Origin of the sequence: Streptococcus oralis (assembly GCF_023109315.1) — a bacterium.
GTDB lineage: Bacteria > Bacillota > Bacilli > Lactobacillales > Streptococcaceae > Streptococcus > Streptococcus oralis_BS.
Map to the genome: position 1 here is coordinate 353,641 of NZ_JALDUF010000002.1, position 23,300 is coordinate 376,940.

Sequence of the window (23,300 nt, forward strand, 5' to 3'; positions counted from 1 at the left end):
AAGTAAAAATGGCAATATTGGTAACAGGCGGAGCTGGTTATATTGGTAGCCATACCGTAGTAGAATTATTAAATTTAGGGAAGGAAGTCGTTATTGTCGACAACCTTTCAAACTCAAGCATTTTAGTATTAGATCGTATTGAAGCAATTACAGGGCAACGTCCTGCGTTTTACGAATTAGATGTTTGTGATAAACAAGGATTGAGAAAAGTTTTTGAACAAGAATCTATTGAGGCTGCAATTCATTTTGCAGGATACAAAGCTGTCGGCGAATCCGTGCAAAAGCCTGTAATGTACTACGAAAATAATATTATGAGCACATTAGCTCTTGTTGAAGTGATGTCAGAGTTTAATGTTAAAAAGATTGTGTTTTCATCGAGTGCGACTGTATACGGCGTTCACAATCAGTCTCCCCTTATTGAGACGATGCCGACAAGTGCAACGAATCCGTATGGGTACACAAAAGTGATGCTTGAACAAATTTTAAAAGATGTTCATGTAGCAGATTCAGAGTGGAGTATTGCGTTGCTTCGTTATTTCAATCCGATTGGTGCTCATGAGTCGGGGTTGATTGGAGAAGATCCATCAGGAATTCCTAACAACTTAATGCCTTTTATTGCACAAGTAGCGGTAGGTAAGCGACCAGAGCTAAGTGTTTTTGGAGATGATTATGATACGGTAGATGGTACTGGTGTTCGCGATTATATCCATGTAGTGGATTTAGCGATAGGGCATATAAAAGCTTTAGAGAAAGTATCTGAAAAAACAGATGTTTATATTTATAACCTTGGTTCAGGAGAAGGCACAAGTGTATTACAACTTGTAAATACATTTGAAAGTGTCAATAAGGTTCCAATTCCTTATAAAATTGTTCCAAGACGATCAGGAGACGTTGCGACTTGTTATGCAAATGCGGATAAGGCGTATAAGGAATTAAATTGGAAGACTACAAAAACAGTCGAAGACATGTGTAGAGATACATGGAATTGGCAATCAAAAAATCCTAATGGATACAATAAATAAAAAAGTTCGAGTAGTCTTGTAATATGTATATATTAAAAAAATTAAAAAAAAATAATGAAAGCGCTTGACAAAGTAAACGATTACATTGTATAATATAAACATGAATGACACCGATGTCAAAAAATAAAAAAGAAGGTCTTTTTATGAAAAACTTAACAAAAATTAAGTTCAAAGAGAACGGGGAATTTAATCATTTCCCGGGGAATACAGTTGTAGCAAATCTTTATACTAATTCAGATTTGATGGAAGTTGTTGATATCATTCAATCACGCTATAGAGAGTTACCATTTATAGATAAATTCACATTAACTCCAAGAGATTCTATTCATATGACTGTAATTGAATTGCTTTGCCATGAAAATCGTGAGCCAGAATTTTGGAGTAGCCATCTACCATTGGATACGCCATTACAAGAAATTCATGATTACTTTGCAAAACAACTAGAAATTTTCCCATTGCTAAACGAAGATATTCATATGCGTGTGACTGAAATGGGAAATCAAAACATTTTAGTAGAACCAGCCGATGAGAAATCAGCTAAACGATTAGAAGAAATTAGAACATATGTTTCTGAAAAAGCAGGTGTTCGATTCCCTAATCATGATCGCTATCAATTCCATATCTCAATTGGATATCTTCGAGTTCCATTAACTGAAGAAGAAAATGAAGAGTTTACTAAAGTGAAAAAGGAATTAACGGAAGTTCTGCTTGAAAAGATTCCTGTCATTACAGTAAATCGTATCGATTACACAGTATTTGAAGATATGAGACGTTTTGTTCCGTATTGTGAAAAATTTTAAAATAAAATTATAATTAAAAATAAAAAGGAGATTTCATATGAAAAAATCTAAATTATTATCGTTTTTAGCTGCAGGGGTTGCGGTTACAACATTGGCAGCATGTTCAGGTGGTTCAACTAATTCATCAAATTCTTCGAGCGATACACCTCAATCAGAAGAAAAAGCTGACAAGAGCCAAGAATTAGTAATTTATTCTAACTCTGTTTCAAACGGACGTGGGGATTGGTTAACTGCTAAGGCTAAAGAAGCTGGTTTCAATATTAAAATGGTTGACATTCCAGGTGCTCAGTTGGCCGATCGTGTTATTGCTGAAAAAAATAATGCAGTAGCTGATATGGTATTTGGTATTGGAGCTGTTGATTCAAATAAAATTAGAGATCAAAAATTATTGGTACAGTACAAACCTAAATGGTTAGATAAAATTGACCAATCTCTATCAGATAAAGATAACTACTACAATCCTGTAATTGTTCAGCCATTGGTCTTGATTGGTGCTCCTGATGTTACTGAAATGCCTAAAGATTGGACTGAGTTAGGCAGCAAATATAAAGGTAAATATTCAATTTCTGGACTTTCAGGGGGAACAGGGCGTGCGATCTTGGCAAGTATCCTTGTTCGCTATCTCGATGATAAAGGAGAATTAGGCGTTTCTGAAAAAGGTTGGCAAGCAGCTAAAGAATATTTGGAAAATGCGTACACTCTTCAAAAGGGTGAAAGTTCAATTGTTAAAATGTTAGATAAGGATGACCCAATCCAGTACGGTATGATGTGGGGTTCTGGTGCATTAGTTGGACAAAAAGAACAAAATGTTGTATTTAAAGTAATGTCTCCTGAAATTGGTGTTCCGTTTGTAACTGAACAAACAATGATTTTGAATACTAGTAAGAAACAAGCTTTAGCTAAAGAATTTATTGATTGGTTTGGTCAAACAGAAATTCAAGTAGAGTACAGCAAAAACTTTGGTTCTATTCCTGCAAATACTGAGGCAGTGAAAGAGTTACCAGAAGCTACTAAGAAATTTGTTGATCAAGTGAAACCGCAAAGTATTGATTGGGAAGCTGTTGGAAAACATTTGGATGAATGGGTTGAAAAAGCTGAACTAGAATATGTAAAATAGGACATAAGTGTAAATTTTAAAATTCCAGGTCTCTCTAAAGTTTCTAAACCTACATGAGAAATTAAGAGAGACTTTTCATTTATAAGTAAAGGAAGTTAGTAATATGATTAAATTTGATAACATTCAAATTAAATACGGTGATTTTATCGCGATTAATAATCTAAATTTAGATATTAAGGAAGGAGAATTCTTTACCTTCCTTGGACCATCTGGATGCGGTAAATCAACAACTTTGAGAGCTTTGGTAGGTTTTTTAGACCCTTCATCTGGAAGCATTGAGGTTAATGGGAAAGATGTTACTCATATGGAGCCAGAAAAACGTGGAATCGGGATCGTATTCCAATCTTACGCACTATTTCCAACAATGACAGTTTTTGATAATATTGCATTCGGTCTAAAGGTTAAAAAAGTTGCTCCAGATGTTATTAAAGCCAAGGTTTCTGCAGTGGCTGCTAAAATTAAGATTTCAGATCAACAATTGCAACGTAACGTTTCAGAATTATCTGGAGGACAACAGCAGCGTGTAGCTTTAGCTCGTGCTCTTGTTCTGGAACCTAAAATCCTATGTTTGGATGAACCCTTGTCAAACCTAGATGCAAAATTACGTGTGGATTTGAGAAAAGAGTTGAAACGTCTTCAAAAAGAATTGGGAATTACGACTCTATATGTTACACATGACCAAGAGGAAGCGTTAACGCTATCTGATAGGATTGCTGTTTTTAATAATGGTTTTATTGAACAAGTGGGAACACCAGTAGAAATTTATCATAATTCTCAAACAGAATTTGTATGTGATTTCATTGGAGACATTAACGTACTTACAGATGAAACTGTTCACGGAATTCTTCTAAATAATGCTCATGTTCTTTTGGAAGATAAAAAAGGTTACATTCGTTTAGAAAAAGTTCGCTTCAAACGTGAAACGGATCAGGATTTTGTCTTAAAAGGTTCAATTATTGATGTGGAATTTTCAGGAGTTACAATTCACTATACTGTTCAGGTATCTGAAAATCAAATTCTTAATGTAACAAGTATCGATAGTCAGTCAGCTATTAGATCTGTCGGAGAAAGTGTGGAATTATTTATCACACCATCAGACGTTCTGCAATTTTAAGGAGGTGCAGTATGCGTCATAAATTAAATTGGAAAGATTGGCTCATTCGTTTAGGCTTAATCTGGTTCTTGGTAACTTTCATCATTTATCCAAACTTTGATTTAGTAGTTAATGTATTTGTGAAAGGTGGGGAGTTTTCACTTGATGTCGTACAACGAGCTCTTAAATCTCAACGTGCGATTCAGAGTATTATGAACAGTTTTAAGTTAGCATTCTCACTAATTATAACTGTTAATGTTGTTGGTGTACTTTGTGTATTGTTTACAGAATATTTTGATATTAAAGGAGCTAAAATATTAAAACTAGGATACATGACGTCACTAATCTACGGTGGAGTAGTTTTGGCTACTGGTTATAAATTCGTTTATGGACCATATGGAATGATTACCAAATTTTTACAAGGTATTATTCCATCTTTAGATCCTAACTGGTTTATTGGTTATGGTGCAGTTCTATTTATTATGACATTTTCTGGTACTGCTAATCACACCTTATTCCTAACTAATACAATTCGTAGTGTAGACTATCATACTATTGAAGCTGCACGTAATATGGGTGCAAAACCATTTACAGTGTTTAGAAAAGTAGTATTGCCAACTCTTATTCCTACTTTATTCGCTCTGACAATTATGGTTTTTCTAAGTGGGTTATCAGCAGTAGCAGCACCTATGATTGTTGGTGGGAAAGAATTCCAAACTATTAACCCAATGATCATAACATTTGCTGGAATGGGAAATTCTCGTGACTTAGCCGCCTTTCTAGCAATTATTTTGGGTGTTGCCACTACGATTTTGCTTACTATTATGAACAAGATCGAAAAAGGCGGAAATTATATTTCTATTTCTAAAACGAAAGCACCTTTGAAAAAACAAAAAATCACATCTAAACCATGGAATATCATTGCACATATTGTTGCTTATGCTTTGTTCACTGTTTTCATGTTACCATTGATTTTCATTGTATTGTATTCATTTACTGACCCAGTTGCAATACAGACAGGAAACTTATCATTATCAAACTTTACTTTAGATAATTATAAGTTATTCTTTAGTAATAGTGCTGCGTTCTCTCCATTCTTAGTCAGCTTTATATACTCTATTATTGCTGCAACTACTGCAACAGTTCTTGCTGTTGTGTTTGCGCGAGTAGTTCGTAAACATAAAGCTCGATTTGATTTCTTGTTCGAATACGGAGCTCTTCTTCCTTGGCTATTACCAAGTACACTTCTAGCAGTTAGTTTATTATTCACTTTCAACCAACCTCAACTTTTAGTCTTTAACCAGATTCTAGTTGGTAGTTTAGTAATTTTGCTAATCGCTTATATTGTTGTAAAAATTCCATTCTCTTATAGAATGGTACGTGCAATCTTATTTAGTGTTGATGATGAGATGGAGGATGCTGCTAGAAGTATGGGGGCTTCACCATTTTACACAATGATGAAGGTTATTATTCCTTTCATCTTGCCGGTTGTTCTCTCTGTTATCGCACTGAACTTTAACTCTTTATTGACCGATTTCGATTTATCTGTATTCCTTTATCATCCATTGGCTCAACCATTAGGTATTACGATTCGTTCTGCAGGTGATGAAACAGCAACATCTAACGCACAAGCTCTTGTATTCGTTTATACAATTATTCTAATGATTATTTCTGGAACTGTGTTATACTTCACACAGAGACCACGCGGTAAGAAAAGGAAATAGTAATGCAAACATCCAGCATAGGACTATCGAACATCGAAATTATAATTAGAGTCGTATTATCTTTGGTCATTGGAAGTATTATTGGCTTAGAAAGAGGAAGTAAATCTCAACCAGCAGGTATTCGTACACATAGTATTGTTTGTATGGCTGCTTGTTTAATTATGATGACTAATGAATTCGTATCTTATAAGTTTGGAACAGGAGATCCGACACGGTTAGGTGCTCAGGTTATATCTGGTGTTGGTTTTCTTGGAGCTGGAACAATTCTAATCACAGATAAAAAGAAGGTTACGGGTCTGACAACTGCAGCAGGAATCTGGGCTTCAGCAGGAATAGGTTTAGCTATTGGAGTAGGTTTTTATGAAGGTGCTCTGTTAGTAGCTATTTCTGTTTGGAGTGTGATTTCTATGTTTCAGCCTTTAAAAAAATATCTTCAAAGTCGTTCAAAAGTTATTGAATTATATATTGTAGTTAAATCTACTGAGGCATATAATCGAGTATTAGTTTATTGTGCAGAAAATGGAATTCGATTGAATGATTCAAGAACTGCTTTTGGAGATGTTAATTCTGAAAGAATTGAATATTTTGATGTTCCAGACAAAAGAATAGCATCATTTATGACTCTAGAACTTTCAGGTAAGTTTGAACATCTTAAACTGATGGAAGAAATAGCAAATATTGTTGGTGTTATTTATGTTGAAGAAGTTAGTTGATATAGAATAAACAAAGGGGCAGTTATTCTTGTCCCTTTGTTTTTTAGGTGATAATTGACTCAAAATTATTTGCAAAGTATAAGGATAAACATAAATGAAGGTATATAATATTAATTTTGACTGTGGAAGAATAACGTATTTTGAATATAATTCTTTAGTGCAAGTATATAGATTTCATTCTTTTTATGATATTTGTGAAATTGTATTTTCGGCTTCTTTACCTGCTGATGATATACTATCAAAAGTTATTGTTAAGGAAAAGATTATTCCGATCTTAGACTGCTATGTCCAAATGTTATTAGATACTTTTATAGTTTCAATGGATTTTACCGAAAATGATTTTTTATATTTTCGTGGTAAGTTATTTTCATACAAGTTTATCAGTTGTGAAGTAGAAAAAATAGTAAAGAATAAAAATTTTAATTGTCAATGTTATTTTTTTGAATCGGATGAATAGAGTATAAAATAGAAAATTTTGAAATTAAAGTTTTTGTTAAGATACATTAAAATATTTTTCTAAATTCTCTTGTTAAAAAAAGTAAATATTGTATAATAAAATTAGATAAATCATAAATGGAGGACTAAAGTGAAAAATTTAAACGATAAAAAGGTAACTATTTATGATATTGCGCATTTATCAGGTTTTTCTCCAAAAACTGTTTCACGTGTTATTAACGGTGGTGAAAAGGTAAGAGAAGAAACTTATCGAGCTATTCAAAAAGTCATTGATGAGTTGTCGTATGTTCCAAATGCATATGCAAAAAATTTGACTAAGAAAGAAACTACAAACATTTTGATTTCCGTTAAAAAGATTGATTCTTTTCCCTTGATTTGGTTTCAAACTTTACTAGATAGAGTTCTACAAACTTGTAAAGAGTTTGGTGTAAACGCTATTGTTGAATACTTTGGTGAAGAAGATACGATTAGGAATTCAATAATTTCAAGCACAGGAAGCTTAATAGATGGAGTAATAGTATTTTATGAAAGTAAAGACGATATTCGGATTAATTATTTACAGAAGAATAATATGCCTTTTATAGTTTTTGGAGAATCTCGAACACCTGATGTTGTTTATGTATCTAATAACAATTTTCAAGCCACTTATGATATGATGGAATTAGTAACAAAAGAGAGTATTAAAAGTATGTTGTTACTTATGGGAGGGGAATCTCTTGTTAATAAGGATCGTGAAAAAGGTGTTCGTACTTTTTTGACTGATAAAAATTATTTAATGGATTTGCAAGTTATTTATGGTTTAACTACAATTGATTCAGTTTATTCATATGCTATAAATAATTTATCTAATCAAAATCATCCGGATATGATATTTGTTTCTGGGGATGAGAAGGTTCAAGGGCTGATTCGTGCGTGCTATGAGAAGGGGATTACCATTCCTGATGATATTTCAATAATTGGATTCGATAATATTCCTATTTCGCAATATTATACTCCAGCTCTGTCTACTATTTCTCCTAATTATGCTATGTTAGCCCAAAAAATGATAGAAGGTGTTTTAGCAATCATTAACGGTGAAAATATAGAATCCGTTGAAATATCTTCAAAAATTATTAGAAGACAAAGCTTTTAATCGGTAGAAAATACCGATTTTTTATTTGATAAAATATTAAAATAGTAGTAGAATATAACTTATGACACCGATGTCATTTTAGAATAGGAGGGATTAATGTCTACAATTTTTAATCATTCATTTAATAGTATTGTCGAGTTAAGGCATGTTATTTCAATATTAATCGCTTGTGCATGTGGGTGGGCAATTGGTTATGAGCGTAAGGCACGTAACAAGCAAGCAGGAGTCAAAACGCATATAATTGTTGCTTTAACTTCGGCTTTAATGATGATTCTTTCAAAAGAAGCATTTTTAGATACACCATCTTATGATACTTCTCGGGTTGCAGCTCAAATTGTTAGTGGTATTAGTTTTATAGGTGGAGGAATAATTTTTACTCGAGATAAGAAAATTAGTGGAATAACTACTGCTGCTGGTATATGGGCTACAGCTGGTATTGGTATGGCAATTGGTGCTGATTTTTGGATATTTGGTTCTTTTTGTAGTTTTATAGTTGTTCTGGTGCAATTAGTGACACACAGTAATGGTAGAAATCATGAAATTTATCAAGCAAAGATAGTGTTAGAAACAATTTATATTTCTTTACTTGGTAAGATTTATACTAATCTAGGGACACTTGATTTCAGAAAATATAATGTTGAGTTAAAAGAACAGTCGTCTAATAATTCTTATGATATTTTGATTTCAATTGAGAATGATAAGGAGATTTCGATTATAGATATTGAGGATTTTTTACTTAGTGAAGATAAAAATATAAAAATAAAAGAGTTTAAATTAAAAAATTATATGAAGAGTTAAATTTTCTATTTAAAATTTTTATTTTTCTAAAGAAAAAGTACAACTACGTTTTGTTATTAATAGATTTAAGTTTGTAAGAGTCCGTTAGGGCTCTTTTATTCTGTGATAATTTTTTCAAATAGTATTTGTTATACTTTTTTTAATTTAGATTTATGTTGGGGGTTTGGGGGCTAGCCACCATATTTTCATATCGTTTGTCTTTTGAACAGTATGGTTTGAAATGGCAAGCGATATGAATTTTGGGATATTGTGGACACAATATCTGAGCTCGCAAAGCCTTACAAAAATGTTGAAGCTATTTTGAAAAATGTACTGACAGTGTCTGTAAGCTTACATTGTCAGTATAGGTATCAATAAAGGAGGAAAAGTCATATGAAAAGAGATATACGTAGTATTCGGAAACAATTTCGCTTAACAGAAGAGGAGGAAAAACAAATACTAGATTTAATGAGAGAGAAAGGAGAGGATAATTTTTCTGATTTTCTCCGTAAAAGCTTACTATTGTCTGATGGACAAAAACAGATGGAAAAATGGTTCAGTCTTTGGAAACAGCAAAAGTTGGAACAAATTTGTCGCGATGTTCATGAAGTTTTGATCATTTCTAAAAGCGATCATCAGGTTACTCAAGAACATGTTTCTATTTTGTTAACTTGTATTCAGGAATTAATTAAAGAGGTAGAAAATACAAGTCCTCTTAGTGAAGATTTTCGTAACAAATACATGAGGTAGTAGAGTGGAACATCGATATCGAACGAATTTAAAAAAAGTCTTTTTATCTGATTTAGAATTAGTCAAATTGAATGAAAATATCTGTAAAAGTCACTGTTTGTCTTTTTCGGAATATGCTAGACGAACCCTATTAGATCCTGGTATGAATTTCATCACCATTGATACAAATAGTTATCAAGATTTGGTTTTTGAATTAAAACGAATAGGAAATAATATTAATCAAATAGCCAGGAGCATAAATTATTCTAATTTAATAACGGAAGTTGAATTAGATGAATTGAGAAAAGGTATAGAAGAGTTAATAGTAGAAGTGGAGAAAGATTTTCTTATTCAATCTGAAAAATTGAGGAAATTTTATGGTCATCACTAAACACTTTGCGATTCATGGAAAAAATTATCGTAGTAAACTAATCAAATATATTTTGAATCCAAATAAAACAAAAAACCTAACACTAGTTTCAGATTTTGGAATGAAAAATTATTTAGATTTTCCTAGTTATGAAGAACTAGTGAAGATGTACAATGATAATTTTTTAAGTAATGATAGTCTTTACGAATTTCGTCATGATAGGCAAGAAGTAAATCAACGAAAAATTCATTCTCATCACATCATTCAGTCCTTTTCTCCAGATGACCATCTTACTCCCGAACAAATCAATCGGATTGGTTATGAGACAGTTAAAGAGTTGACAGGTGGTAGATTTCGTTTTATTGTAGCAACTCATGTCGATAAAGATCATATCCACAATCACATCATCCTAAATTCAATTGATAAGAATTCTGATAAAAAATTTCTATGGGATTATAAAGCAGAAAGTAATCTAAGAATGGTTTCAGATCGTCTTTCAAAAATTGTAGGCGCAAAAATTATAGAAAATCGTTATTCTCATCATCAGTATGAAGTTTATCGCAAAACAAATTACAAATATGAAATAAAACAACGAGTATATTTTCTAATCGAGAACTCGAAAAATTTTGAAGATTTCAAGAAAAAAGCAAAAGATTTACATTTAAAAATTGATTTTAGACACAAGCATGTTACTTTTTTTATGACTGATTCAAATATGAAACAACTCGTACGTGATAATAAATTGAATAGAAAACAACCTTATAATGAAACATATTTTAAGAAAAAGTTTGTTCAAAGGGAAATCATAAACATCTTAGAATTTTTACTTCCGAAAATGAAGAATATGAATGAATTGATTCAAAGAGCAGAATATTTTGGATTAAAAATAATTCCGAAAGCAAAACATGTTCTATTTGAGTTTGATGGTATTAAGTTTTCAGAGCAGGAATTGGTAAAATCGAATCAGTATAGTGTTAGTTATTTTCAAGACTATTTTAATAACAAAAATGAAACTTTTGTCTTAGATAATAAAAATTTAGTTGAACTTTACAATGAAGAAAAGCTAATTAAAGAAAAAAAGTTGCCGACAGAAGATATGGTATGGAAATCCTATCAAGATTTCAAGAGAAATAGGGATGCTGTTCATGAGTTTGAAGTAGAGTTGAATCTTAATCAAATAGAAGAAGTAGTAGACGATGGAATTTACATTAAGGTACAGTTTGGTATCCGACAAGAAGGACTTATTTTTGTACCAAATATTCAAATCAATATGGAAGAAGAAAAAGTTAAAGTATTTCTCAGAGAAACTAGTTCTTATTATGTATATCATAAAGATTCAGCAGAAAAAAATCGCTTTATGAAAGGTAAAACTTTGATTAGACAATTTAATCTTCAGTATGAACCGCAGTATATGTATAGAAGAATTTCTCTTAGCAAAATTAAAGAAAAAATAGAACAATTAGATTTTCTTATATCTGCGGAAAATAGTCCGAATGATTTTGAAGATATAACAAATGATTTCATTGCCCAAATATCATATCTAGAGAATATGATTGAACAAGTCCAAAATAAAATTGATGATTTAACTAATTTAGAGGAAGTATTGTTGAAAGATACGACAAATAGTTCTAGCAATTTAGAAAATAGTATTCAAGGTAAAAGTTCAGTAGATACAATAGAGAAGGATTTATACATATATAAAGGAAAGATTGAAACACTGAAGGAACAACATAGAGAAGCAATAAATTTATTTGAAATGTTTAATAAAACAATAAAGAAATATAAGAAAAAACAAAATATGAAATCTATTGAGGAAAATGAGATACATTTAGAGTAAACAGTTTCCTAAAAAGTATATATAGAATAGTTTCATGTGCCAATTTGTCACATATTTAAAAACAAGAAAATAACTATATTATACTTGTTTTAGGAGACAATAAATGTTGAAAAGGATTAGAGATTTACGTGAAGATGATGATTTGACACAAGAATATATTGCGAAAATCGTTTTGAATTGTACAAGATCAGCTTATTCTAAAATGGAAGCTGGTAGCAGGTTAATCTCTATAAATGACCTTATTAAACTTGCAGATTTTTATAAGGTGAGTCTAGACTACCTTGTAGGTCGAGTGGATAATAAAGAAGACCATTACTCCAAAAAGTAGTAGGTTAAGAAAGCACATTGACAATTGAATAGTCCAAAATGGTACTTTCCTCATTTGTGGAGCAGATTTGAATGGTTCGCCATGATAAGAGCGATTTTAAAACCATCAATAAAATAGAGTGATACTTTATATGCCATGATACAAATGATATACAATGATACTTCTGACCGTTCAGGCTGCCACCGTGAAAGAGCAGCAAGTGAAATTCTTATGATGACTTCATCAGTCATGCCATGGAGGTGAAAAAATCTAGGAAAGGAAGTAGTAAAATCATGGAAACAGTAAATTATAAAGATTTAGTTGCGATTGGTTTTCCAGAGCACACATCGAGAAATATTATTAGACAAGCAAAAAAGATTGCTGTAAAAAAGTTTGAAGAAGCTAGAAAAAATGATAAGAATGCGGTACAATTAGGATGTTCACCTTTCGATAATAAAAGGTTAGGTATTGCTCCTAAAAATATTGTAGAAAATTTAATTGGTATTTCTTTTTCAGATATAGAAGGTGAGAAAAATGGTTATATCAAAGACAAAGAAATATAAAGGTGTATACAAAGATTCAAATGGAAAAATTTATTTTCAAATTGAATTAGGAGTTGATCCAATAACTGGGAAAAGAATTCAAAAGAAAGGAAGGAAAAATCAACAGGGACTACCGTTTAATTCTTTTAAGGAAGCATATGAAGAGATACTTCGTTTAAAACATGAATTTGTGAACTCTACTATTAATAATAGTTATCTAACTTTTAGAGAGTTTATGGAAGAGATTTATTTAAAATATTATCAACAAAAAGTTCAATTTGTAACTTATCAGACCGCTTTACCACATCATCAGTTTTTTATTAAGCAATTTGGTAGTAAAAAATTATCAGATATTAGTACTATTGACTGTGAAAGATTTCGCTTAGCTATTATAGACAAGTATTCTAGTAACTATGCTAAAAATATGTGGTCTAGATTTAAAGCATGTCTGGGCTATGCAGAAAGATTGGGTTATATTGATAGAGTTCCTTTTAAAGGATTAGATAATCCTAGAGGAAAGCACCCTGATACAAAATTTTGGACATTTGATGAATTTAAGAAGGTAATAAACTCTTTTGATATTAGTGAGTATGAGGGACTCCATAATTACATGACGATCTGGTTATATTTTATGACTGGCTTAAGAGTTAGTGAGGGTATTGCTCTTAAATGGGAAGATATTGATTTTGAACGTAAATGGATTCATGTTCATTCGACAATTGAGAAAGATAAAAACGGTGTATGGTATGCTAAACAACAAACAAAGACAGTAGCAGGGAATCGTAAAATTGATTTAGATGATTTTACAATTACAATACTTAAAAAATGGCGAGAAGTTCAAATCAAGAATGATGATAAAGATTATGTAATATCACGTTTTGGTGCGCCCTTATGTAAGTCTACAATCTCCAGGATAATTAAAAGGCATGCTAGGGTTACTGGTGTACCAGAAATTACAGGGAAAGGATTAAGACATAGTCACGCATCCTACCTTATAAATGTGTTACATAAGGATACTTTATACGTTTCATATCGATTAGGACATGCTGATAAGTCAACTACGTTGAATACATATAGTCACTGGTACTATTCAGGTGATTCAACAATTTCAGAAGAAATTACAAACAGTTTAGATAATCTTGGATTATCAATTTACCTACCAAATTCCTGCCAAAGTTGAAAATTGAGGAATTAACCCACTAATACTGGGAGAAAATAAGATTAGCAAATTGTTACTCTTAAATAATAGAGCAACTACATTAGTAGCTTAAAAACATGATTAAACCGCTATTCTTAGGAGTAGCGGTTTTTCTTTATAATTGAAAAGAGAAAATTTATAAAGTGTCTCCAGTTGTTCCATAAGATTTTCATCATAAAGTTCTGGAGTTTGATTAGAGAACCATATCAATCAAACTCCAACGCTCGATAAAGCGATGATGTATCTGTGGAAGGAGATTATGTTTGCTAAGGTATTTTTTGCAGAAATAGTGGTACAATATCCTTAGAATAGTTCAAAATTTATCTTTGCTAGGGGAAAGGGAGATTGAACTCCCTGATGCATCCGTCTTAGTATGGGATTAATGTCCTATAAAAAGGAAATGTTATAAAGGTGATATTGATGGAAAGATATGAATTTACAGCGACAACAGCAAAATCAGATATAATAATTGGTATCCTTTTTCCCATGTTCCTCATGCTTCCTGTATTGGGAATACAGTTGGCTATATTCTATTTAAAACTGAATGATTTTTTTAAATCACAACCTCTTTTTCTTTATACGATAGTATTAGTATTTTTTGGTATTAGTTTTCTTTTAATTAAAAAAATACAAGGTAGTCTAGTGAAGAATTTTGTCGTAGAATTATCTGGAAGAAATATTAGGATTCGGTGTGATGGAAAGGAGATTGTATCAGGAGAAGTTATTTTCTGTAGGATAAAAAATAAGGAGCCTAAACTGGGGGCGAGAGCCTTAAATGTAGACATAGACACCAAGGGGAATAACATTAAATTTCGAGTTCGGTCTAAGGAATATGAAAATTTATCATCTTCTACTTGGAATCCTCTCGGGACAAGCAAACCCTCTGATGTAGAAACGTTATTATCTTTGAGCAAAAAAATAAAAAATGCTATGGAAGAAGAAGTTTTGATAGAAGATAAAGCTTCAAAAAAACCTCGATCGTTTTGATTGAGGTTTTTAGCATATTTCTTAAACAATACCTTGTGCAATCATAGCATTGGCTACGTTTTCGAAGGCAGCGATATTTGCTCCTGCAAGGTAGTCAGTACCAAGACCGTAAGTTTCAGCGGTTGTTTTAGCTGTGCTGAAGATATTGGTCATGATGTCTTTGAGACGGCCGTCAACTTCTTCACGGGTCCATGAGAGGCGAAGGCTGTTTTGGCTCATTTCAAGTGCTGATACAGCTACACCACCAGCGTTGGCAGCTTTGGCAGGCCCGTAAAGGATTCCGTTTTCTTTGTAGACTTTAATCGCATCAAGGTCGCTAGGCATGTTGGCACCTTCTGATACGAAATACCAAACTCAACATATTCCTCTGAAAGCCAAGTATCCCGGAGGATTTGATGCTTTGTTCCTACTTGGTTTTATGAATCAGCTACCCGGAACTCTGTCAGAGAAGGATAGACCAGCTATCGACGCTCTGAGCTCTGATCAACTCTGGCAAGATTGTCAGGATACTATCAAGAGGAGTATCGGTCTTTTTGAACAGGCTGGCTATGATTTAGAGGTTGAGAATTACCATTTTACTATTTTATTGGGCAATCCAGACAAGCCTATGCTACAGCTCAATAAGGGTTACAGCGGAGATGGTGGAATCCCAGGCTACCTCATGCTTAGTCTACTACCAAATGACTATACTTTGCCACGTGTGCAGGCGGCATTAGCCCACGAGTGCAATCACAATGTCCGCTTCCAATTTATCAAATGGAACCAGCAGACGACATTAGCAGACTGGGTAGTTAGTGAAGGATTGGCAGAGTCTTTTGCAGCTGAACTCTATGGCAAGGAGCTCATCGGACCTTGGGTCACTTCAACTAGTTCCGAGCAGATAGAAGAGATTAAGCCCATCATCTCAAGTCAGCTTCAGCTAACGGGGATGGCGGAAATGGCTCCATATCTCTACGGTGATGAAATTGCAGAGATACAGGGTCAGATACCAGTTGGAATGCCTTATGCTGCAGGCTATGCTTATGGCTATCATCTGATACAAGACTATCTTAAAAGGACAGGTAAGAGCATCATTGAGGCCACAGTAACATCGACTGAAGAGATTTTAGAGGCGACTAAAGACTTTTGGAAATGACACTTTTGCTTGAAAATCTGCCAAAACTTGATATAATGTAGGTGATTTCTGGAGGTGATAGTATGCATTATAAAAGAATTGAATTAAAAGTTACAAATCAAGGTATCCATGAGCGCAAGATTTTTCAAGGGGTTAAGATTTTCAGCCGCAGCAAGTTATCCAAAGATCAGAAAAGCATTTTGACACAGAAGATTTACCTGACACCGAAGCAAAACATTGTTTACTATCAACGGACAGATGTCAACTATGACCAGAACTGGCATCATAAGAAGGATTATTATGAACTAGCTTATGGTCAGTTGGACAGAGAGACTGTTTTTAAGGTTTGCCAAGATTTTGACGAACTAAGTCCTTTCCTGGAGAATAAGCTGTTAGAGAAGCTAAAAGAAAAGCAGATAGCAGGCAAATTTTTTGAAAAATTAGATATATAAAAATCCGGCTGCTTTGATAAGCAGTCGGATTTCTCTAATTTATAGTTTGATAATCTTTCATAAGGGAAAATAGATCTTTTTTTATTATGAACAGCAAACTTAGTTAGAAATTGTGGAAACAGTATAGTTGAAATCTATGAAGAATAGGTGTATAATCAAGAAAAAATAATTGAGTGCTCACTCAATTTTGTAGATGTGTAAAGGAGTTCATACAATGGTTGTTCAAGCAATACAATATAGCCGTTTCGGTGATGAAGAAGTGTTAGATTTAGTGAACATTAAATCTGATTCTTTGAAAGTGAATCAAGTTAGGATAGAAGTTCATGCTGTTGGTTTAAATCCTATTGATTATAAGACTTTTGAAGGTGCAAAGCCACTCCGATTTCTATCTTTTATGACAAAACTAAGGAAGCCAAGTCGTTGGTTTGAGTCAAAATCATCTCTTTTTCCAAGAGGTGTTGGTCGGGATTTTGCTGGAGTTATCATAGAAATCGGTGAAGGAGTAAGTAGGTTTGCAGTAGGGGATAAGGTTTTTGGAACAATGATCAGTGACCCTGGATTGGGAACCAAGAGGGGAGCTTTGGCAACAGAAATTTGTGTCAATGAATCAGAAATTGTGTTGAAGCCAGAGATGATTGATATGAACCATGCAGCTACTATGGGTGTAGCCTCTCTAACAGTGGGAGGTGCTTTTAGAAAGATTGAGCTAAACTCTAAAGATGTTGTAGTTATTTCAGCAGCAGCAGGAGGTATTGGAAGTATCGCAGTACAGTATGCGGTTGCTAAGGGTGCAACAGTTATCGGAATTGCAAGTAAGAAAAATTCAGATTATCTGAAGTCTTTAGGTGCTATACCGGTAGCCTACGAAGAGAACATCCAGAATGCTCTTCTATCAGCAAGTGCAAATCCAATTACAAAATTCTTGGATTGCTATGGAAGGGATTATGTTAAATTGGCTTTCAGTTTAGGATTGAAGGGCACGGCTATTGGAACGCTAGTACCTTCACCATATGTTATGATAAGAGGAGCTCAGTTCACGGGTCCGAGACATTCCACATATGATGATTTTAGAGTTCTAGCGGAAATGGTCTCAGATGGGAAGGTTCGGCTGAATATTGATCAGGTTTATGATTTTTCTCTAAAGTCTGTTAGAGAGGCATATCGTAGTCTGAAGTCGGGACACACTCGAGGTAAGAAGGTTGTAAAAGTAAGAGAGTAGCAGAGAGGTGCCAGCAATGGAAAGTTTAGAACAAAAGTATGCTCAGACATTAGAAAATAGCAACTTGAGTTTAAAACAACGTCAAGTATTATTATCAAGTCTAAAGCTATTTTCAGAAATTGGCTTTGAAAATACAACAGCCAGCCTTATTGCTAAGGAGGCTGGAGTTTCAGAGGGGACAGTTTTTAGTTACTTTAAAACCAAGGAAGGAATATTAGAAGCTATTCTGTCAACTTTTCTCGAACAAGTTATTCCAGATGTAATTGCTGATTTTTCTGAGAAGAAATTTACAGCAAACCAAGAGTCTTTTCCACTATTTTTGAGAAGCATTGTTCGAGATAGACTAGTTTTCATTCAGAAGAATCAAATGCAAGTTAAAATTCTCTTGAGTCGTTCTTTTATTGATAAAACTATTTCTGACCAGTTAGGGAATGTTATTATTCACTCTATCATTAAGCCAATTAGTCCAGTTCTGAATCAGTTTAAAGAAAATGGTGTTATCCGAGATTGGTCAAATGAAAGAATTGTTCGCTATATTTTAGCTTTGAGTCTTTCTTATGCTCTTCCAATGATGTTGAATAATAATGAGGACCTAGACATAGATGAAGCAGTAAATGAAATAGTTGAATGCCTGTCTTTTGCCTTAGTAGAGGTAAAATAAATCTTGATTTTAAGCTTACTATTTTAAATGGTGAGCTTTTTTGAAGCCAACATAAAAATCCCCAATCATAACGATTGAGGATTGAGCAAATGAATTTTAAACAATACCTTGTGCAATCATAGCGTTTGCTACATTTTCAAAGGCAGCAATGTTAGCTCCTGCAAGGTAATCAGTACCAAGACCGTATGTTTCAGCGGTTGTTTTAGCTGTGCTGAAGATATTGGTCATGATGTCTTTGAGACGGCCGTCAACTTCTTCACGTGTCCATGAGAGGCGAAGGCTGTTTTGGCTCATTTCAAGTGCAGATACAGCTACACCACCAGCGTTGGCAGCTTTGGCAGGTCCGTAAAGGATTCCGTTTTCTTTGTAGACTTTAATCGCATCAAGGTCACTCGGCATGTTGGCACCTTCTGATACGCAGATAACACCTTGAGCAACCAAACGTTTAGCTGCTTCGCCGTTGATTTCGTTTTGGGTCGCACATGGAAGAGCGATGTCGTAGTTTCCAGCATAAGTCCATACAGACCCTTCATGGTAAGTAGCAGTGGCTTTTTCGGCAGCGTACTCAGTCAAACGTGCACGACGGTTATTCTTCACATCTGCTAGAAGATCGAAGTCAATACCATTTTCGTCTATGACATAACCGTTTGAGTCAGATACAGAGATAACAGTAGCGCCAAGTTCAGTCGCTTTTTGAAGAGCGTATTGGGCTACGTTACCAGAACCTGAAATCACAACCTTCTTACCAGCAAAGCTGTTACCGTTGGCTTTGAGCATTTCTTCAGTATAGTAAACCAAACCGTAACCAGTTGCTTCTGGACGAATCAAGCTACCACCGAATCCAAGAGGTTTACCAGTCAAGACACCCGCATCAAATTGGTTAAGACGTTTGTATTGTCCGTAAAGGTAACCAATTTCACGTCCACCAACACCGATATCGCCAGCTGGGACGTCAAGTGATGGTCCGATGTATTTTTGCAATTCAGTCATGAAGCTTTGGCAGAAGCGCATCACTTCAGCATCAGTCTTTCCTTTAGGATCGAAGTCTGATCCCCCTTTACCTCCACCGATTGGAAGTCCAGTTAAGACGTTTTTAAAGATTTGCTCAAATCCGAGGAATTTCAAGATCCCTTGGTTTACAGTTGGGTGGAAACGAAGTCCGCCTTTATATGGTCCAACAGCTGAGTTGAATTGAACACGGTAACCACGGTTGACTTGTACTTTACCTTCACGGTCAACCCAAGGAACACGGAAAGAAATCACGCGCTCAGGCTCGGTGATACGTGCCAAGATGTTTTCTTCAATATACTCAGGGTGTTTTTCAAATACAGGTTCCAAAGTGCTGAAGAATTCTTCAACCGCCTGGAGAAATTCAGCCTCATGCCCGTTACGAGCTTTTACAGTTTCAAACACGCTTTGGATATAGTCTTTAGCAGATGTCATATCGTTCTCCTTTTGTTGTCATATTTTATTACATGAGCCATTATAGCAGAATTTTTTTTCACTGTAAAGAAAAAAACGAAAATTTTCTAAAAATTCTTTCAATTTACATTTAGTCAATACTAAGAGCATTATCAAAAAACGAACGTTTTCTCTAGAAATAACTTTCTCAAAGAGAAAATCTTAAAGTATGGTATAATATTAGAAATAAAAGGAATCTGGAGGATCAGAATCATGGTATCAACGAAAACACAAATAGCTGGCTTTGCGTTTGACAATTGCTTGATGAATGCGGCGGGTGTGGCTTGTATGACGATAGAAGAGCTTGAAGGAGTCAAAAACTCAGCGGCGGGTACTTTTGTCACGAAGACAGCGACCTTGGACTTTCGTCAGGGCAATCCTGAACCACGTTATCAGGATGTTCCACTTGGTTCTATCAACTCCATGGGCTTACCAAATAATGGTTTAGACTATTATTTGGACTATCTTTTGGACTTGCAGGAAAAAGAGCCAAACCGTACTTTCTTTCTATCTTTAGTCGGCATGTCTCCAGAAGAAACGCATACCATCTTGAAAAAAGTGCAAGAGAGTGGATTCAAAGGACTGACAGAGCTTAATCTTTCTTGTCCAAATGTTCCAGGAAAACCTCAGATTGCCTATGATTTTGAGACAACAGACCGGATTTTGGCAGAAGTCTTTACCTACTTTACCAAACCTCTTGGGATTAAATTGCCACCATATTTTGATATTGTTCACTTTGACCAAGCAGCTGCTATTTTCAACAAATATCCGCTCAAGTTTGTTAACTGTGTTAACTCTATCGGAAACGGCCTTTATATAGAAGACGAATCTGTCGTTATTCGGCCTAAGAATGGTTTTGGTGGCATTGGTGGAGAGTATATCAAACCGACTGCTCTAGCCAATGTGCACGCTTTTTACCAACGTCTCAATCCGCAAATCCAAATCATCGGAACGGGTGGTGTTCTAACGGGTCGTGATGCCTTTGAACACATCCTCTGCGGTGCGAGTATGGTGCAAGTAGGGACTACCCTTCACAAAGAAGGCGTCGGTGCTTTTGAACGCATTACCAATGAACTAAAAGAAATCATGGAAGAAAAAGGTTATGAGAACCTAGAAGATTTCCGTGGGAAATTGCGCTATATTGATTAAGTTTAATAAAAAATCAGAAGAAAGGAGAGAAGATGCTAGCCATAGAAGAGAGTCAAAAGGTATCTCTATCAAATTTATCTAGCCTGAATCTATTTACAGGGACAGATCAGGGCCAGTTTGAAGTTATGAAGAGTCAAGTGTTGAAGCAGATTGGTTATGATCCAGCTGATCTCAATTTTGCTTACTTTGATATGAAAGAAGTAGCCTATAAAGACTTAGAGTTGGAGTTGGTCAGTCTCCCTTTCTTTGCGGATGAGAAAATCGTGATATTAGACCATTTTGTCGATATCACAACAGCCAAGAAACGTTTTTTAACAGATGATGAGCTCAAGTCATTTGAGGCATACCTTGATAACCCTTCGCCAACAACAAAGTTGTTGATTTTTGCAGAAGGAAAGTTAGATAGTAAAAGACGGCTGGTCAAATTGCTCAAACGAGATGCGACTGTCTTTGATGCTATTGAACCTAAGGAACAAGAACTCCGCCAGTATTTCCAAAAATGGAGTCAGACACAAGGTCTGCAGTTTGTGGGGCAATCCTTTGAAAATCTCCTCGTCAAGTCTGGTTTTCAATTTAGCGAAATCCAAAAAAATCTCCTTTTTTTACAGTCTTATAAGTCAGATGGCCTGATTGAGGAGAAGGATATTGTCGAAGCTATTCCAAAGACTTTGCAAGACAATATTTTTGATTTGACTCAGTTTATCTTGGGTAAAAAGATTGACCAGGCGCGTGACTTGGTTAGAGATTTGACCTTGCAAGGGGAGGACGAAATCAAGCTCATAGCTGTCATGTTAGGACAGTTTCGAACCTTTACTCAAGTGAAGATTTTATCAGAGACTGGTCAGATGGAATCGCAGATTGCAAGCAGTCTGGGAACTTACTTGGGGCGCAATCCTAATCCTTATCAAATCAAGTTTGCACTGAGAGATTCGAGAGGGATTTCCTTGGCCTTTCTCAAACAAGCAATTTCTTATTTAATTGAAGCAGACTATCAGATTAAAACAGGGGTCTATGAAAAAGGCTACCTTTTTGAGAGAGCGCTGTTACAGATATCTAGCCAAGCGTAATGAGCATAAAACTTGAAAAAAAAGGATGATTGCGTTATCATCTTCATATAGAAAGAAAAAGAGGTATTACAGATGGCTATTATCTTACCAGACCTTCCATACGCGTATGACGCCTTGGAACCATACATCGATGCTGAAACAATGCACTTGCACCATGACAAGCACCATCAAACCTACGTCAACAATGCGAATGCTGCTCTTGAAAAACACCCTGAAATCGGTGAAAACCTTGAAGCTTTGCTTGCTGATGTAGAATCTATTCCAGCTGATATCCGTCAAGCACTTATCAATAATGGTGGCGGACACTTGAACCACGCTCTTTTCTGGGAATTAATGACTCCTGAGAAAACTGCTCCATCAGCAGAACTTGCAGCAGCAATCGATGCAACATTTGGTTCATTTGAAGAGTTCCAAGCAGCATTTACAGCAGCAGCTACAACTCGCTTCGGTTCTGGATGGGCATGGTTGGTTGTCAACAAAGAAGGGAAGCTTGAAGTAACTTCAACAGCAAACCAAGACACTCCAATCTCAGAAGGTAAAAAACCAATCTTGGGCTTGGACGTTTGGGAACATGCTTACTACGTGAAATACCGCAATGTGCGTCCTGACTACATCAAAGCTTTCTTCTCAGTGATCAACTGGAACAAGGTAGACGAGCTTTACGCAGCAGCTAAATAAAAAATAGGAAGGGAAGAGTCAATCTTCTCTTTTTTGGTTTATATGGCAGAAGTCTGACAAAATCGTCAGACTTTTTTCATTTTTATGAGAAACGTGCTAACTGCTAGAAATTATGGTAAAATAGAGTGTTAAGTAATCGTGGAAAAGGAAGACTATGCGTAAAGAAATTGCACCTGAATTATACAACTATAACAAGTTTCCTGGCCCAGAATTTCAAGTAAATGGGGAAAAGGTTGAGACTGAAGGAATCGCTTTTACCTTGGTTGAAAATATCAAGGATGCTTTCGATGTGACAGTCTTTAATCAACGCTTCTCAGAAGTGTTGACCAAGTTTGATTATGTCGTGGGGGACTGGAGCAATGAACAGCTCCGTCTACGTGGCTTTTATAAAGACGACCGAACAGAGGAAAAAAATGAAAAGATTAGTCGTTTACAGGATTATCTTTTAGAGTACTGTAGTTATGGTTGTGCTTATTTTGTCCTAGAAAACCAAGCACCGAAGCGGGCTTCATTTGACAAGAAAATGCGTAAAAAAGAGGAGGAAAACCTTTCTAGAAAAGGAAAGAAACCTTCGCAAAACAAGAGAAGACCAAATGCGGATAAGCGAAATAGACGTCGTCATAAGGACCAAAAGTCTCAGAAAGAGGACAAGGGACAGCGCCATTTTGTCATTCGTCAGAAATAGATAGAGAATA

The 23,300-nt window shown here is 34.8% G+C and carries 24 protein-coding genes and 2 pseudogenes; 24 read left to right on the forward strand and 2 right to left on the reverse strand.

All coding sequences use genetic code 11. The features are described from left to right. Positions 1-8: 8 nt before the first annotated feature. The 16 genes from galE to M1F74_RS04475 all read left to right on the forward strand — a co-directional run bounded on the left by galE (position 9) and on the right by M1F74_RS04475 (position 14,804). Positions 9-1,022 (forward strand): UDP-glucose 4-epimerase GalE, encoded by a 1,014-nt coding sequence (galE, locus tag M1F74_RS04400; RefSeq protein WP_132973107.1) that lies wholly within the window; start codon positions 9-11, stop codon positions 1,020-1,022. Positions 1,023-1,165: 143 nt separating this feature from the next. Next, complete coding sequence (locus M1F74_RS04405) at positions 1,166-1,822, forward strand: DUF1868 domain-containing protein (protein ID WP_000793817.1); 657 nt, start codon at positions 1,166-1,168, stop codon at positions 1,820-1,822. 37 nt (positions 1,823-1,859) lie between these two features. After that, positions 1,860-2,939, forward strand: coding sequence for an extracellular solute-binding protein (locus M1F74_RS04410; RefSeq protein ID WP_000748691.1), 1,080 nt, complete (start codon positions 1,860-1,862; stop codon positions 2,937-2,939). A gap of 103 nt (positions 2,940-3,042) precedes the next feature. Further along, complete coding sequence (locus tag M1F74_RS04415; protein WP_247946409.1) at positions 3,043-4,053, forward strand: ABC transporter ATP-binding protein; 1,011 nt, start codon at positions 3,043-3,045, stop codon at positions 4,051-4,053. Positions 4,054-4,064: 11 nt separating this feature from the next. Beyond that, positions 4,065-5,756, forward strand: coding sequence for an ABC transporter permease (locus tag M1F74_RS04420; RefSeq protein WP_003042184.1), 1,692 nt, complete (start codon positions 4,065-4,067; stop codon positions 5,754-5,756). Between the two features lie 2 nt (positions 5,757-5,758). Then, positions 5,759-6,469 (forward strand): MgtC/SapB family protein, encoded by a 711-nt coding sequence (locus tag M1F74_RS04425; RefSeq protein ID WP_195216408.1) that lies wholly within the window; start codon positions 5,759-5,761, stop codon positions 6,467-6,469. Positions 6,470-6,563: 94 nt separating this feature from the next. Then, complete coding sequence (locus M1F74_RS04430) at positions 6,564-6,926, forward strand: hypothetical protein (RefSeq protein ID WP_235097101.1); 363 nt, start codon at positions 6,564-6,566, stop codon at positions 6,924-6,926. Positions 6,927-7,055: 129 nt separating this feature from the next. Next, positions 7,056-8,057, forward strand: a complete 1,002-nt coding sequence (locus M1F74_RS04435) for a LacI family DNA-binding transcriptional regulator (RefSeq protein ID WP_235097100.1) — start codon at positions 7,056-7,058, stop codon at positions 8,055-8,057. Between the two features lie 96 nt (positions 8,058-8,153). Next, a complete protein-coding gene (locus tag M1F74_RS04440; RefSeq protein ID WP_247946410.1) occupies positions 8,154-8,855 on the forward strand; it encodes an MgtC/SapB family protein in 702 nt (233 codons plus the stop codon). A 372-nt stretch (positions 8,856-9,227) separates the two neighbouring features. Beyond that, entirely contained in the window at positions 9,228-9,584 is a 357-nt protein-coding gene (locus tag M1F74_RS04445) for an SAG1252 family conjugative relaxosome accessory protein (RefSeq protein WP_247946411.1), read from the forward strand. A gap of 4 nt (positions 9,585-9,588) precedes the next feature. Beyond that, a complete protein-coding gene (locus M1F74_RS04450) occupies positions 9,589-9,954 on the forward strand; it encodes a MobC family plasmid mobilization relaxosome protein (protein ID WP_195216414.1) in 366 nt (121 codons plus the stop codon). Further along, positions 9,941-11,770 carry an SAG1250 family conjugative relaxase gene (locus M1F74_RS04455; protein ID WP_247946412.1) on the forward strand — a complete coding sequence of 610 codons (1,830 nt, stop codon included), beginning with the start codon at positions 9,941-9,943 and terminating at the stop codon, positions 11,768-11,770. The genes M1F74_RS04450 and M1F74_RS04455 overlap by 14 nt, the downstream gene beginning before the upstream one ends. A 103-nt stretch (positions 11,771-11,873) precedes the next feature. Continuing rightward, positions 11,874-12,098: a helix-turn-helix domain-containing protein gene (locus M1F74_RS04460; RefSeq protein WP_004261340.1), complete on the forward strand. Its 225-nt coding sequence runs from the start codon at positions 11,874-11,876 to the stop codon at positions 12,096-12,098. A 272-nt stretch (positions 12,099-12,370) separates the two neighbouring features. Continuing rightward, positions 12,371-12,640, forward strand: a complete 270-nt coding sequence (locus M1F74_RS04465) for a DUF3173 family protein (RefSeq protein ID WP_000450956.1) — start codon at positions 12,371-12,373, stop codon at positions 12,638-12,640. After that, the gene (locus M1F74_RS04470; RefSeq protein WP_247946413.1) at positions 12,612-13,799 is read left to right on the forward strand and encodes a tyrosine-type recombinase/integrase; all 1,188 of its coding nucleotides are present in this window, start codon (positions 12,612-12,614) and stop codon (positions 13,797-13,799) included. Before M1F74_RS04465 ends, M1F74_RS04470 begins: the two co-directional genes overlap by 29 nt. Before the next feature lie 438 nt (positions 13,800-14,237). Further along, complete coding sequence (locus M1F74_RS04475) at positions 14,238-14,804, forward strand: hypothetical protein (RefSeq protein ID WP_000443016.1); 567 nt, start codon at positions 14,238-14,240, stop codon at positions 14,802-14,804. A 21-nt stretch (positions 14,805-14,825) separates the two neighbouring features. Here the strand turns inward: M1F74_RS04475 and M1F74_RS04480 are convergent. Continuing rightward, positions 14,826-15,146, reverse strand: a pseudogene (locus M1F74_RS04480) (NADP-specific glutamate dehydrogenase); the annotation flags it as partial. Between M1F74_RS04480 and M1F74_RS04485 the strand changes: the two are divergent. From M1F74_RS04485 to M1F74_RS04500, 4 genes and pseudogenes are all read left to right on the forward strand, one after another. After that, positions 15,127-15,939 (forward strand): annotated as a pseudogene (locus M1F74_RS04485) (DUF2268 domain-containing protein); the annotation flags it as partial. The pseudogenes M1F74_RS04480 and M1F74_RS04485 sit on opposite strands and share 20 nt — an antisense overlap. Before the next feature lie 62 nt (positions 15,940-16,001). Next, positions 16,002-16,370 (forward strand): EXLDI protein, encoded by a 369-nt coding sequence (locus M1F74_RS04490; protein ID WP_000559017.1) that lies wholly within the window; start codon positions 16,002-16,004, stop codon positions 16,368-16,370. Positions 16,371-16,584: 214 nt separating this feature from the next. After that, on the forward strand, positions 16,585-17,589 hold the full coding sequence (locus M1F74_RS04495; RefSeq protein ID WP_084911419.1) for an NADP-dependent oxidoreductase: 1,005 nt from the start codon (positions 16,585-16,587) through the stop codon (positions 17,587-17,589). A gap of 16 nt (positions 17,590-17,605) precedes the next feature. After that, on the forward strand, positions 17,606-18,250 hold the full coding sequence (locus M1F74_RS04500; RefSeq protein WP_084911418.1) for a TetR/AcrR family transcriptional regulator: 645 nt from the start codon (positions 17,606-17,608) through the stop codon (positions 18,248-18,250). A 96-nt stretch (positions 18,251-18,346) separates the two neighbouring features. Here the strand turns inward: M1F74_RS04500 and gdhA are convergent, their stop codons facing one another. Further along, positions 18,347-19,693: an NADP-specific glutamate dehydrogenase gene (gdhA, locus tag M1F74_RS04505; RefSeq protein ID WP_084911417.1), complete on the reverse strand. Its 1,347-nt coding sequence runs from the start codon at positions 19,691-19,693 to the stop codon at positions 18,347-18,349. Positions 19,694-19,924: 231 nt separating this feature from the next. Here gdhA and M1F74_RS04510 point away from each other — a divergent pair, with 231 nt between their 5' ends. The 4 genes from M1F74_RS04510 to M1F74_RS04525 all read left to right on the forward strand — a co-directional run bounded on the left by M1F74_RS04510 (position 19,925) and on the right by M1F74_RS04525 (position 23,290). Then, positions 19,925-20,860 (forward strand): dihydroorotate oxidase, encoded by a 936-nt coding sequence (locus M1F74_RS04510; RefSeq protein WP_247946414.1) that lies wholly within the window; start codon positions 19,925-19,927, stop codon positions 20,858-20,860. A gap of 32 nt (positions 20,861-20,892) precedes the next feature. Further along, positions 20,893-21,927, forward strand: coding sequence for a DNA polymerase III subunit delta (gene holA / locus M1F74_RS04515; RefSeq protein WP_247946415.1), 1,035 nt, complete (start codon positions 20,893-20,895; stop codon positions 21,925-21,927). Positions 21,928-21,999: 72 nt separating this feature from the next. Continuing rightward, entirely contained in the window at positions 22,000-22,605 is a 606-nt protein-coding gene (gene sodA / locus M1F74_RS04520; RefSeq protein ID WP_140833659.1) for a superoxide dismutase SodA, read from the forward strand. 154 nt (positions 22,606-22,759) lie between these two features. After that, positions 22,760-23,290 carry a YutD family protein gene (locus M1F74_RS04525; RefSeq protein ID WP_084945947.1) on the forward strand — a complete coding sequence of 177 codons (531 nt, stop codon included), beginning with the start codon at positions 22,760-22,762 and terminating at the stop codon, positions 23,288-23,290. Positions 23,291-23,300 lie beyond the last annotated feature (10 nt).